The sequence below is a fragment of the Albimonas marina genome, from assembly GCF_029223255.1.
Lineage (GTDB): Bacteria > Pseudomonadota > Alphaproteobacteria > Rhodobacterales > Rhodobacteraceae > Albimonas.
The window spans coordinates 806184-818520 of record NZ_JARHUC010000001.1; the positions used below are offsets into that span (position 1 = coordinate 806184).

Below are 12337 nucleotides of genomic sequence, written 5' to 3' on the forward strand. Positions count from 1 at the left end.
CGACGGCGGAGCCCGGCGTCGTGCGCGCGGGTCAGGCGCCGGCGCGGCTTACCGTTTGCCGCGCGGCTTCGGTTCGGCGAAGGGATCGGGGGTCGTGAACTGCCGAGAGCCGTTGCGCTGCGGCCGGCCGCCGAGGCCGGGGCGCGTCGGCCCCTCCTGGGAGGGGGCCGAGGCGGCGGTCTCGACCGCGGTAGGCGCGCCCTCCGCGCCTCGTCGCGGCCGCGAGGGGCGGGAGAGCGGCTCGGGCGCCGGGCGCCGCCTCGGGCCGGGCGGCTCGGCGGGGGCGCGGGCGTAGGCGGGGACCGGGGCGGGCGCGGGTTCGGGTTCGGCTTCGGGCGGGGTCTGGACCGGGCCGACCCTTTCGGGACGGCCGCGCCTGCGCCGCTGCGCGCCCGGCTCGGGCATCCCCTTCTTCCCCTTGGCGTCCTTCTCCGCGATCCACTCGGCATGACCGATCAGGGCCCCCGCGAGCAGCCAGGTCATCGACGTGAGGCCGGAGTTCAGCAGCAGGTCGAGCAGGTTGAGGCTGAGGGCGAGCGCGACGGCCGTTCCCTCAAGCGCCAGGTGCTCGCTGCGCCACCGGCGCATCAGCATCAGGGCGGGCAGGGTCAGCAGGCCGAAAGTCGCCAGGTATCCAGCCCAGCCGCGGCTGCCGAAGATGATGATCCACATGCCGTCGGTGATGGCGAGATCTCGGCCGGTTGCATCGTCATACACCCGGCCGCGGCCGAAGCTGCCCCAGCCGAAGACGGAGCGGTCGGCCGCCTTCTCCAGAAGTAGGTCCTCGTTCTTGAAGCGGAAGGAGAGCGACTCGGCGCGCGCGGCAGAGATGGTCTCGGCGAAGGACACCAGCCGTTCGGTGGGGACCAGGTCGATTCCTCGCGCCGCAGGGTAGATGAAGACCAGCAGCGAGACTGCGGCCGCCACCAGGATCTGCAGCCTCTTGGTCGCAAACATCGCGAAGGGCGCCGCCGCAGCGGCGAACAGGATCGCGCCGGTCGACTTGCTGAGCACGAAGATCGTCGTCAGCCAGGCCGCGCCCAGCCGCCAGACCATCTTGCGCGCCGCCGGCATCAGCCGCGGGATCATCATGGCGGCGACGACGATCACCGACATCGTGACCGCCAGGCGGAGCCCATGCTGGAAAAACACCTGCGGACGCCAGCCGCCGAAGCGGGCGTTTTGCCAGCTTTCGTGCGGATAGTAGCCGTAGATCCAAGTATGCAGCTGCGGGGACATCCGCAGCTCGAACAAAATCGGCAGGGTGTAGACGAGGCCGATGACCACCATGCACCACAGCAGGAGGCGCAACGCCTTGGGATCGCCCAGCAGGCGGCGGCCCAGCAGCAGCGGCAGCAGCAGCATCGCCTGGCTGAGCGTCAGGGACAGGCCGTCGTAGAGTTCCATGCCCTTGAGGCGCCGGAAACCCCAGTCGGCGCTGCCATAGGCAAGGGGGTCGCTGTTCAGGTAACCCGTCACGAGCGGGCTGAGGACCATGACGAACAGGAGCAACCGGAGCAGCCAGGACTGCGGCAGCCAGCCGGGCCGTTCGCTCTCTGCGCCCTCCACCTTGCCGCGGCCCTTGCGCACGAGGCCGAAGCCGAGAAGACACAGCGCGAGCGCGGCCATCGCCGGAACCGTGTCGCGGTCGAAGGCCGGCAGGAGGGGGAAGTCGACCTCCATGTTGCTGGGCAGCACCATGTGGGCGACGAGGATGGTCCAGATCACCGCCGCCGCGCGGGAGGTGCGCGTGAACAGCAGGTAGGCCACGACCGGCCAGCCGAGCAGAACGCCATATGCGATGAGGTTTGGCATCCGCCGTTTCTTCCCGTCGTCGCGGCTGCGCGGTCTCCGCGCTCCGCCCTCGATATCCCATGCCCGTGGTTCGATCCAGCGGCGGGCGCCCGCGCCTCCCTCAAGCGGAGGCGGAGCCCTTGGCCGCGGTCGGCGGGGCCGACAGGCGGTGACCAGACCACCACCTTCGCGCCTCAGAGAAACGCTCGGCGGAAGAATCGTGCGCGTCGCGGCACGCTTCCGCGGTCTTTGCCAGCTCCGCCTTGGAGGGCAGGCCGAGGGGGGCAGTCAGCCGGCGGCACTGCACGCTGGGGTGGAAGTGGCGGAGGTTGCCCTCGACGTCGAGGTCGATGCGGATGTAGCGCTCAGGAACGCCGCGGCGCATGACCATGCGCACCTGGCTCCAGATCCGCTCCACAGGGTCGCGCATCAGCAGGACCGGCTTCACCGTCACGCCGCGCCGCGCGAACCCGTCGCGGATCCGGCGCAGCGTCTCGGCGTCGAGCGAGGTGTAGGTGGGGCTCAGGTCCGCGGTGATGCGCACCTGGTGGCGGCGGAAGACCCGGTCGAGGAACCAGAAATAGGTGAAGGGGAAGGTGCGGAAGGTCCAGCGGAAGGCATGGCCCAGGTCCCGCACCTGCCACAGGGGGATGGTGTATTCGTCGAACTCCGGCCGGGTCCGCGTCTCCCAGATCCGGGGCTCCTTCATCACGCCCTTGTGGAATTCCGGGTAGCTTTGCAGGTACTTGGCCAGCCACGTGGTGCCGCCCTTCACCGCGCCCATGCCGAGCACGAAGATCTTCTCCGGGCGATCCGCGCGATCAGCCATGGCGGGGACCCCCGGCCATGGTCACGGCTTGTCCGACGTCGCGAACGGGTCGCGGTAGAGGCCCAGCTTCTGGCGCAGCAGGTGCCACAGCACCGGCGGCTGGTGCACCACGTAGCGATGCCAGCGCTGCCGCGGCTCCTTCACCAGGCGGTAGAGCCACTCGAACCCCCACTCGGTGATCCACGCGGGCGGACGCACGAAGGAGCCGGCCTCGTAGTCGATGGTCCCGCCCAGGGGCAGGAAGGTGTGGATGTTCGTGAAGCGGTGGCGGTTGGCGACGATGAACTTCTCCTGCCGGCCGCCGCCCAGGCCCACCAGCAGCACCGTGGCGCCCGAGTCCTCGACCGCCTTGATGATCCGCTCGCTCTCGGCCGGGTCGCGGTCGAAGTCGAACGAGGGCGCGTCGACGCCCACGATGATCTCGCGGCCCACCTTGGCGTTGATCTTGTCGCGCGCGATCTCCGCCACGCCGGGCTGTCCGCCGCAGATGAAGATGCGGACGTCGGGGTCGTCCTTGTGGTGCATGTAGTAGCGCGGAAAGAAGTCCGAGCCGGACACCCGCTCGCGCACCGGCGTGCCGAGGAACTTGGTCGCGAAATACAGGATCTGGCTGTCGCAGGTGATCACGTCGAACTCGTCGAGGATCGCGTGGAACTCGCGGTCCGACTGCAGCTTCATGATCATGTCGACATGCAGCGTCAGCAGCAGGCCGCGGTCGAACTCGCGCACCACCTCGTCCATGGTCACGTCGTGGACGTAGGCGTTCAGCAGCTTCACGACGCGGTGGCGGTCGCCCATCCGGCCCGCCGCAGGCGCGGCGGGGGCGGGAACGGCGGCGCCGGTGTCGGCGGTCGAGGTCAAGGGTCGCTCCTCTCGGGATCGGCTCTCGGCCGGAGGCGAGGTCACTCTGCGGCGGCCGCGGCGGCGGAGGCCGAGGTCGACGGGCCCCAGCGCCGCTCGACCAGCTCGCGGGTGTTGCGGATGTTGCCGCGGCTCGAGGCGCCGAAGACGATGGCCTCGAGGTTGGGCAGGTTGCAGACCCAGTCCAGCGCCTCCTCGGGCGGGATCGCGCCCGAGGCGTAGACGGACATGGCGATGGCGCGCAGCTTCCGCTCGCGCAGGGTCTTCTCGTAGAGGTCGAGGCCGCCGCAGGTGCGGAAGCCGATCTTGTTGATGTTCGAGCAGATGATCGGGTTCTCGATCCCCACCGACTCCAGCATGTCCAGCAGCATCGGCATGTTCATGGTGATGTAGGCGGGCTCGGCCCCGTAGCGCTCCACCACGTGGTCGTGGAAGATGCGGAAGGCCTGGGCCATGCCCATGCCCATCAGCAGGTCGGTCACCACGTTCTGCAGGAAGATCACCGGGGTCGGGAGGCCCGCGAACATCTTCATCTCGGCGTCGACGAGGATCTTCATAACCCCCTCGATGTCCTTGCGCGCCAGCGAGGCGCCGCCGCGCAGCGCCGTCTTCAGCACCCCGTCGTCGGGCATGAAGTGCATCGCCGCGCCCCACATGCCGTGGTCGGTGACGGCGTTCGCATACTTATGGGCGTAGGGCATGCAGGGGTAGAACTGGAACCCGTCCCACCGCGAAGGATCGGCGCGGACCCGGTCGCAGATCTCGGCCACCCGGTCGTGGGTGGTGCACATGAAGACGCGCAGCCCCTCGTCGTAGGCGGCCTCGAGCACCTTCATGATCGCGTCGAGGTCCGAGAAGCGCATCAGCTGGGCGCGGGCCTTCTCCTCCGACATGTGGTTGATGCCGAAGAACTGGTTGTCGCCGAACAGCAGCCGTTCCATCGCCTCAGCCCCCCATGCCCATGCGCGCCAGCCAGCCGCGCTTCGCCGCCGGCCGCGGGCGCGCGGCGGCGATCGCCGCCAGGTCGTCGCCGCCCGCCAGGATGCGGGCGATGGTCTCGTCGGTCACCGCGGCCGAGCGAAAGTCGTTCTCGACCTCGCGCAGCGCGCCGTCGCCGGCCAGCGAGGCGGTCACGAAATCGTCGATCTGGTTCGAGTATTCCTCGCCGCGGAGGTAGAACCAGCTCTGCCGGGTCAGGTCGGTGGTGTAGCGCACGTTCCAGCCCTCGTCGTAGTCGGGCAGGGCGGGGTGCTTCTCGCGCAGGAACAGGCGGCACTCCTGCCGGTCGGCGAAGAGCTTGCCGTTGGTGCCGGAGATGGTGACCGAGGTCGACATCTTGCGGTGCGACTCGTCCGACCAGTTGACCGAGAGCTGGGCGCTGACCCCGTCGGCGAAGCCGAGCGTGGCATAGACCTCGTCGTCGGTGTCGGCCGAGAAGATCGAGTTCAGCACGCAGCCCGTCACCGAGGTCGGCCGTCCGAACAGCCAGTTCAGCAGGTTCAGCGGGTGGGCGGCGTAGTCGTAGAGGCAGCCGCCGCCCTCCTCCTTCGTGGTCCGCCAGGTGGAGCGCTTGGGGCGCAGGACCACCGGCCCGTAGGCCTCGGCCAGCGCGTGCGTCGGGCGGCCGAGCGCGCCCGAGGCGAGGATGCGCTTCATCTCCTGGAAGGCGCCGACGTAGCGGTAGTGGTAGCCGACCTGGGTGACGAGGCTGGCGGCCTCGCCCGCCTCGGCCAGCGACAGCGAGTCGGCCGGGTCGAGGCAGAAGGGCTTCTCGCAGAAGACATGCAGGCCGCGGTCGAGCGCCTTGCGCACCATCGGCGCGTGCAGGCGGGAGGGGGTGGCGATGACCACCGCGTCCAGCCCGCCCTCGGCCAGCATCTTGTCGAAGTCCTTGTAGATCGTGTTCGAGACGTAGCGCCCCAGCGTGTCGACCAGGTAGCCGGTCGCGTCGCAGATCACCGTCTCGGTCCGCGGATGGGCGTTGACGAGCGCGAAGTGGGACAGGCCCATCTTGCCCAGGCCGACGACGCCGATGCGCAGGGACTCGGCGCTGGCGCTGGCGGGGGAATTCGACATTCAGATGTATCCGCGTTCAGTGGTCCGGGGGGCGCGGCGCACGCACGACGCCCCGTTGTATGATCGAGAGATGAACGAGGCGCAAAGCGCTATTTCCGCGCAACCTCCAGTCCATCGCCGGCTTTCTTGGATGCTCTGTATTCGATGATCGTTGCGGGCCGGCGCAGCAGTCGAGCGAAAACGTAGCGCAGCACGCCTTGCGCCTCCGCGAACTTCCCCAGGGTGAAGAAGATTGCCGTCTCCCACGCGTCGCGCCCCCAGCCGCCGCGGCGCGCGAGGCGCACCACCTGCAGCGGCCACGCCAGCCCCAGCGCCAAGAACGCCGGGTGAATGAGCGCAGCCATTGCAAGCACGAAGGTCGGCAACGCGATGCCCCAGACCACCGCCCGCATGAGGCCTGAGACGTTGTAGCGTTCCGGGGTTGCGCCGTGAATCGCCGCGCCTTCCGCCCACGCATAGCCAGCGCGGCGCATCCGGGTCCACCATTGGCCGAAATGATGCATGTCGGCGTCATGAAGAGCCATTTCGGCGTCGATGCGATGGATCTCCCACCCAACGGTGCGCATCCGGAGACAGAGTTCCGGTTCCTCGCCGGCGATCAGGCGGGGATCGAAGCCGCCGGCGGCCTCGAACGCGGAAAGCCTCATCATGGCGATGCCTCCACAGGCCTTCGCGAGGCCTACGGGCGTATCCCACTCTCGATTGCACATGCGATTGTAGATGGACGCCTCCGGGAAGCGCTCGCGCAAGCGGCCGCAGGCGACGGCGGCGACGGGACGGTCGATCATGAAAGCCCGCGCGGTCGCGATCCAGTCGGGGTCCATAATGCAGTCGCCGTCGATGAACTGGATGAACTCGGGCGCCGGCTCGCCGACGGCGTCGCACTCGGACAGCAAGCGGGCGACGCCGGCGTTGCGGGCGCGAGCCGCGGTGAACGGACGGCTCATGTCCAGCGTCTCGACGATCGCGCCGCGCATTGCAGCGGCCTCACGGCTGCCGTCGGTGGATCCGGAATCGACGTAGACGACGCGGGAAACCTGCCTGGCGAGCGAATCGAGGCACGCGAGCAGGCGTGCGCCCTCGTTGCGCCCGATGGCGACCGCGGCGACCCGCCCGGATGATGCGGTCTGGTCCATGCCCCCCCACAGGTTCGGCGCCCGGGCCCCATCCCGCGCGCCGGGCGCACCATAGCCGCGCGGGGGCCTTCGCGGAAGCGGGGGCGGCGCATGCAGGGGGCGGGCCAGACGTCGCGGGGGAGGGGCGCGATTCTTGTTAACTTTTTGGAAAGGTTGACGGGACTCCACTGGACGCCAAGTGCGGGCGCGACGGAGGAGGCGGCCATGCGAAGGCGGGCGGCGACGGAGGACGGCGAGGGGCAGATCCTGTCTATCGACCTGCTGCGCGCGCTGGCCGCCGTCGCGATCGTGGTCTTTCACTACAAGAACTTCTTCCGGGGCTACGGGATCGAGAGCCAGGCGACGCTCGCGGACCTGAAGGCCCTGCAGTGGTTCGAGGCGCTGGGCCTCCTGACGCGCCACGGCTCGCTGGCGGTGATGCTGTTCTGGATGATCTCGGGCTTCGTGCTGCTGCACGCCTACGGCGCCCGGGCGGGGCGGATCTCGGGGCGGGCCTATGCGGTGAACCGGGTCTCGCGGCTCTATCCGCTGCATCTCGCGACCCTGCTCGCCGTGGCGGCGATCCAGGCAGTTTCGATGCGGTTGACGGGGGGCTGGCAGATCTACCAGAACAACGACCTCGCCCATTTCGCGATGCAGCTGCTGTTCGCGTCGAACTGGTTCACCGAGGCGCAGTCCTTCAACGGGCCGATCTGGTCGGTCTCGGCCGAGATCGTGGCCTACGGGGCGTTCCTGGGGTTCCTGCGCATGGGCGCGCCCTCGCTGCCGCGCATCGGGGCCTTCGGGCTGGGGTTCGGCGTTCTGTTCGCCGCGACCGGGCTGATGCCGGCGTTGTGCGGGGTGTACTTTTTCGCGGGCTGCGCGGCGCATCGGGCGTGGCGGCTGGGCGCGGCCTGGAGCGTGGAGCGCTCCGCGGCTTTCGCCCTCGCGGGGGGGCTCGCCTGGGGCGCGGGCTGGGCGGCGCTGGAGGCGGCGGCGCCCGGCATGGCGGCGCGGATCCCGCTGACGCTGCTCGTGCTTCCAGCCTTCGGCCTGGGGCTTCTGGCGCTGGCTTTCGCCGAATCCCTCCTGCGCCGCCGCGCGCCGGGGGGCGCGGCGCTCCGCCTGCTGGCGGGGGCGAGCCGCGCGGGCGACCTGACCTACGCCAGCTACTTGCTGCATTCGCCCTTGCAGATGCTGTTCCTGCTCACGGCCGCGACGGGGGCGGTTCCGCTCGAGGCGGTGCTGTCGCCGGCCTTCGCGGCGGGATACCTCGTCGTCGTCTTCGGCCTGTCCTGGCTGGCGTTCCGCGGGTTCGAGCGGCCCGCCCAGGCTTGGCTGCGGGCGCGGCTGTCGTCGTCGGCGGCAAGGCCCCGGTCCTTCGCGCGGCCGGCGGCTTCGGGCTGATCCCCGGGCGGGGCGGGAGGGCCGCGTCGCAATGCAACGGGGTCGCGGCGCGTCGTCGTCTTCATTTTCCTGAAGGATCCGCGGTATGACGCTGCGGGGAGCGGCCCGGCGTGGGGCGACGAGGGATTGGACGACGAATGCTGGCTGTGTTCCGCAAGCTGATGTACCTGCTCGACGCGCGGGAGCGGCGACGCTTCCGCCTGCTGGTCGTGCTGGTGATCCTGATGGGCGTCGCGAACATGGCCGGCGTCGCGGCGATCTTCCCGCTGATCGGGGTGATGGCCGAGCCCGGCCTGATCGAGACCAACCCCTGGCTGGCCCGCGCGAACGCGCTGCTGGGCTTCGAGGAGCCGCGCAGCTTCATCCTGGTCATGGGCCTGGCGGTCTTCGTGATCTTCACCGGCGCGATCGCCATCCGCGCCTTCACCGCCTGGGCGCTATATCGGTTCGGCTCCTACCGCGAGTTCTCGATCACCACGCGGCTCCTGCGCAGCTACATGTCCCAGCCGCACGAGTGGTTCCTGGGCCGCCACAGCGCCGATCTGACAAAGGCGGTGCTGAACGAGGTGGGGCAGATGGTCAACGGCGTGCTCTACCCCTCGCTAGACCTGATGGCCAACACTTCGATCGTGACCGCGATGGTCGTGTTGATGATCTTGGTGAACCCGTTCGCGGCGCTGCTGATGGCTGCGGTAGTGGGCGGGGCCTACGTCCTGATCTTCTCCCGCGTGCGCAAGCGGGTCGCGCTGATGGGCGAGCGGCGCTTCGAGTCCCAGGGTCTGCGCTATCGCTTCACCCAGGACGCGATGATGGGCGCGAAGGAGCTCAAGGTGCTGGGGCTGGAGCAGGGCGCGCTCGACCGGTTCGATCGTCCGGCGATGATCTACGCCAAAGCCCAGGCCAGCAGTCGGATCCTGGCCGAGGTGCCGCGCCATTTGCTGGAGGGCGTGGCTTTCGGCGGCATGATCCTGGTGCTGCTGCTGCTGATGGTGTCCGAGAACGGGAATCTGTCGCAGATCCTGCCGGTGATCGGCATCTACGCGCTCGCCGGCGCGCGGATGCTGCCGGCGATGCAGCTGGTCTATCGGTCGATGTCGCAGATCCGCTTCAACGCCAGCGCGCTGAACTCGGTCTACGACGACATCAAGTCGGCCGAGACGCGCAGCCTGCCCTCGGGCCCCGCGCCCGAGCCGCTGCATCTGCGCGAGCGTCTGGCGCTGGAGGCGGTCGACTACAGCTATCCCAACGCCGAGCGCACGGCGCTGGAGGCGCTGACCATCGAGATCCCCGCCCACGCTACCGTCGGCATCGTCGGCGGCACCGGGGCGGGCAAGTCGACCGCGATGGACATCCTGCTGGGCCTGCTGCCGCCGCGGGGCGGCGCGCTGACGGTCGACGGCCGCAAGGTCGAGGGCGAGGACATGCTGCGGGCCTGGCGCCGCTCGATCGGCTATGTGCCGCAGCACATCTTCCTGATCGACGCCACGGTGCGCGAGAACATCGCCTTCGGTCTGAAGTCCGAGGACATCGACGACGCCGCCGTCGAGCGGGCCGCCCGCATGGCCGAGCTGCACGACTTCGTCGTGAACGAGCTGCCGCAGGGCTACGAGACCCGCGTGGGGGATCGCGGCGCGCGTCTCTCCGGCGGCCAGCGGCAGCGGGTGGGGATCGCGCGGGCGCTCTACCACGATCCCGACGTGCTGATCATGGACGAGGCGACCTCGGCGCTCGACAACATCACCGAGCGCGCGGTGATCGACGCGGTCGCGCGGCTGGGCGGCAGCAAGACCATCGTGATGGTCGCCCACCGGCTGTCGACGGTGCGCAACTGCGACCGGATCTTCCTGCTGGAGCGCGGGGCGGTCTCGGCCGCGGGGACCTACGACGAGCTGATCGAGCGCTCCGACACGTTCCGCGAGATGGCGCTGGGCACGTCCTGAACGGGCCGGGCGGTCTGCGCGACGTCGGCGTAAACGAGATCTAAACCATACCGCCCCCATGATGGCGGAGCGCGCGGCCGACCCCTCGTCCGGGGTCCGCCCGCGCGTCTTCCTGTTCCGAGCCATGTCTGCGCCCCTCCCGGCGCGACCGGGACGGCGCCGGGAGTCCGCCATGCAGAATCCTTTCGACGACCGCGTCCTCGCCCTGTCGGGGCCGGCCCGCGACTACCTTCCCGTCACGCCCAGCGACGCCGATCCCCTGCCGCAGGTGGCCGTGGGGCTCTACGTCGAGGTCGGCGGCCGGGTGAGCTTCGTCTCCGAGGCCGGCTTCACCCGCGACGTCGAGGCCGCCGACAACGGCTGGATCCTGTGCGGCATGCGCCAGGTGCTGGCCACCGGCACCACCGCCTCGGGCCTTCACGCCCTGATCGTCGTCTGAGGCCGCGCGCATGTTCCGCGGCCTGTTCGCGCGCCTGGGCGCGATGATGCGGCGCGGCCCCGGCGGGCCGCGGCTGACCAACGACGACGGCGTCGTCCTGGCCGAGGGCCGACAGGCCCCGGCTCCGCGGCTTTCGAACGCGGACGGATCGATCACGGCGGAGGCGCGAGACTGATGGCCACCCTTCCTGCCCTCACCTATTTCTGGCGCCCCGTCGGCGCCGCCGACGACGCCTGGACCGAGGCCCCCGGCGGATCCTTCCAGCCGGGCGCGGGCGTCGAGGTCGAGGTCGTCAGCCTCGGCCCCTCGCGGGCGCGCAGCATCGTCGCCGACACGACGCCCGCCGCCGGCGCGCTGGCCGCCCAGGACCTGCAGGCCGGGACCTCGGGCGTCATCGACGCGGGCGCGGTCTTCACGGGCGCCAACCTGGTCTTCGCGCTCCTGGATGCGCCGGGCTGGGCCTCGATCGACCCGGACACGGGCGCGATCGCCTGGAGCGCTCCGGCCGCCCCGGGCGCGGCCGGGACCTGGCGGGTCCGCGCCGGCAACTCCTCCGGCGCCGCCGAGATCGCCTTCGCGGTCGAGGTCGTCGCGACCCCGGCGTCGGTGGAGTGGTCGCCCGCGGGCGACATCTTCCCGGTGAAGGCCTACTACACGCCCGCGACGGGCGAGTTTTCGACCGACTACGACGCCGCGGCCTACGCGTATGCCGGGCCGAACGTGCTGCACGTCAGCGCCTCGGCCGGGGACGACGGGACCGGCGACGGCTCCTCCGGCGCGCCCTACGCGACCATCGGCAAGGCGATCCTCGAGGCCGGCGCGGCCGAGACCCGGATCGAGATCGCTGCCGGCCGCTATCCCGAGAACCTGGGCGTGATCTCCGGCAAGACCCTGACCCTGATCGGAACGGGCGAGGTGATCGTGGGGGCGTTCCTGGGCTCGGCCGACGTGACCTGGACCGACGGCTCGGGCGTGGCGGGGGCCGGGGCGTGGAAGGCGACGCCCGCCAGCGGCTCGGTCTCCAACATGATCGACCTGACGCTGACCCGGCTGGGGCGGCCCCAGGTCGCCCTGCGCCGGCAGGGCAACGCGATCTTCCAGGCGGCGCTGGATGCGGGCGTGCCGGCGATCTGGACGGGGTCGAGCCTCGCCTACATCGCCGCCTCCGATCGCCGCGACATCCGCGGGGAGGAGGACGCGACCATCGTCCTCGTCTCCTCGACCCCGCACACGGTGACGCTGGCCTCGAGCGCCATCTACGTCCGGGGCGTCATCTTCGCGGGCGTCACGCTCGGCGGCGATGCGGCGAGCGCGTTCGTCGCCGAGGACTGCGTGATCTGCTCGGGCGGTGGGGCGGACAACACCGACTTCGCCGGGGGCGCGACGATCTACGTCGGCTGCCTGATCGGCGGCGGCTTCACCGGCGACGCCTGCGACTACGGCGGCGGCGTGGGGGTCGAGATCGGCTGCGTGGTCGGGCTGTGCGGGTCGAACTCGGCCAACAACGCCTCGACCGGGCACGGCTCCGCGGTGCTGTCGATCAACTCCGTCTACGAGGGCGCCTCGCGCACGGTGAACGACATCGGCGCCGGCGTGCGGGTGATGGGCGGCTGCACGGTGGGCGGCTTCCAGATCGACGACGCCGCCAACATCATGGCGGGGCTGTCGGGCGCCACGCACGCGATGACGATGCACCTGGCGGGGATCACCCACCACCCGGACGCGGTCACCGACCTGTTCGTCGGCGACGGCGGCTCGGCGACGGTCTACGACGACTACGCCGGCTGGACCGTGACGACCGAGGGGACGGGCGCGGTCGCGGCCGGCACGCTTCCGTCCTGAGGCGCGGTCCGCGTCGCGAGGCGAGGGCCGGCGG

Annotated in this window: 10 protein-coding genes; 4 read left to right on the forward strand and 6 right to left on the reverse strand. The window is 70.5% G+C overall.

Annotation, left to right across the window (positions count from 1 at the left end):
- Positions 1-48 precede the first annotated feature (48 nt).
- From P2H44_RS03575 to P2H44_RS03600, 6 genes are all read right to left on the reverse strand, one after another.
- Positions 49-1815, reverse strand: a complete 1767-nt coding sequence (locus P2H44_RS03575) for a hypothetical protein (RefSeq protein ID WP_275762039.1) — start codon at positions 1813-1815, stop codon at positions 49-51.
- A gap of 100 nt (positions 1816-1915) precedes the next feature.
- Positions 1916-2623 carry a hypothetical protein gene (locus tag P2H44_RS03580; protein WP_275762040.1) on the reverse strand — a complete coding sequence of 236 codons (708 nt, stop codon included), beginning with the start codon at positions 2621-2623 and terminating at the stop codon, positions 1916-1918.
- Positions 2624-2644: 21 nt separating this feature from the next.
- Positions 2645-3484 (reverse strand): WecB/TagA/CpsF family glycosyltransferase, encoded by an 840-nt coding sequence (locus P2H44_RS03585; protein WP_275762041.1) that lies wholly within the window; start codon positions 3482-3484, stop codon positions 2645-2647.
- Positions 3485-3525: 41 nt separating this feature from the next.
- A complete protein-coding gene (locus tag P2H44_RS03590; protein WP_275762042.1) occupies positions 3526-4425 on the reverse strand; it encodes a hypothetical protein in 900 nt (299 codons plus the stop codon).
- Between the two features lie 4 nt (positions 4426-4429).
- The gene (locus P2H44_RS03595; protein WP_275762043.1) at positions 4430-5560 is read right to left on the reverse strand and encodes a Gfo/Idh/MocA family protein; all 1131 of its coding nucleotides are present in this window, start codon (positions 5558-5560) and stop codon (positions 4430-4432) included.
- Between the two features lie 89 nt (positions 5561-5649).
- The gene (locus P2H44_RS03600; protein WP_275762044.1) at positions 5650-6696 is read right to left on the reverse strand and encodes a glycosyltransferase family 2 protein; all 1047 of its coding nucleotides are present in this window, start codon (positions 6694-6696) and stop codon (positions 5650-5652) included.
- A gap of 204 nt (positions 6697-6900) precedes the next feature.
- Between P2H44_RS03600 and P2H44_RS03605 the strand changes: the two genes are divergently transcribed.
- The 4 genes from P2H44_RS03605 (at position 6901) to P2H44_RS03620 (ending at position 12303) form a co-directional block, all read left to right on the forward strand.
- A complete protein-coding gene (locus P2H44_RS03605; protein ID WP_275762045.1) occupies positions 6901-8082 on the forward strand; it encodes an acyltransferase family protein in 1182 nt (393 codons plus the stop codon).
- Positions 8083-8219: 137 nt separating this feature from the next.
- The gene (locus P2H44_RS03610; protein ID WP_275762046.1) at positions 8220-10022 is read left to right on the forward strand and encodes an ABC transporter ATP-binding protein; all 1803 of its coding nucleotides are present in this window, start codon (positions 8220-8222) and stop codon (positions 10020-10022) included.
- Positions 10023-10194: 172 nt separating this feature from the next.
- Positions 10195-10461, forward strand: a complete 267-nt coding sequence (locus P2H44_RS03615; protein WP_275762047.1) for a spike base protein, RCAP_Rcc01079 family — start codon at positions 10195-10197, stop codon at positions 10459-10461.
- Between the two features lie 174 nt (positions 10462-10635).
- On the forward strand, positions 10636-12303 hold the full coding sequence (locus P2H44_RS03620; RefSeq protein WP_275762048.1) for a DUF1565 domain-containing protein: 1668 nt from the start codon (positions 10636-10638) through the stop codon (positions 12301-12303).
- Positions 12304-12337: the final 34 nt, after the last annotated feature.

What these genes read in the sequence shown, in the direction of transcription:
- P2H44_RS03575 (WP_275762039.1), bottom strand. Translation starts at nt 1,815, where the DNA reads ATGCCAAACCTCATCGCATATGGCGTTCTGCTCGGCTGGCCGGTCGTG.
- P2H44_RS03580 (WP_275762040.1), bottom strand. Translation starts at nt 2,623, where the DNA reads ATGGCTGATCGCGCGGATCGCCCGGAGAAGATCTTCGTGCTCGGCATG.
- P2H44_RS03590 (WP_275762042.1), bottom strand. Translation starts at nt 4,425, where the DNA reads ATGGAACGGCTGCTGTTCGGCGACAACCAGTTCTTCGGCATCAACCAC.
- P2H44_RS03595 (WP_275762043.1), bottom strand. Translation starts at nt 5,560, where the DNA reads ATGTCGAATTCCCCCGCCAGCGCCAGCGCCGAGTCCCTGCGCATCGGC.
- P2H44_RS03600 (WP_275762044.1), bottom strand. Translation starts at nt 6,696, where the DNA reads ATGGACCAGACCGCATCATCCGGGCGGGTCGCCGCGGTCGCCATCGGG.
- P2H44_RS03605 (WP_275762045.1), top strand. Translation starts at nt 6,901, where the DNA reads ATGCGAAGGCGGGCGGCGACGGAGGACGGCGAGGGGCAGATCCTGTCT.
- P2H44_RS03610 (WP_275762046.1), top strand. Translation starts at nt 8,220, where the DNA reads ATGCTGGCTGTGTTCCGCAAGCTGATGTACCTGCTCGACGCGCGGGAG.
- P2H44_RS03615 (WP_275762047.1), top strand. Translation starts at nt 10,195, where the DNA reads ATGCAGAATCCTTTCGACGACCGCGTCCTCGCCCTGTCGGGGCCGGCC.
- P2H44_RS03620 (WP_275762048.1), top strand. Translation starts at nt 10,636, where the DNA reads ATGGCCACCCTTCCTGCCCTCACCTATTTCTGGCGCCCCGTCGGCGCC.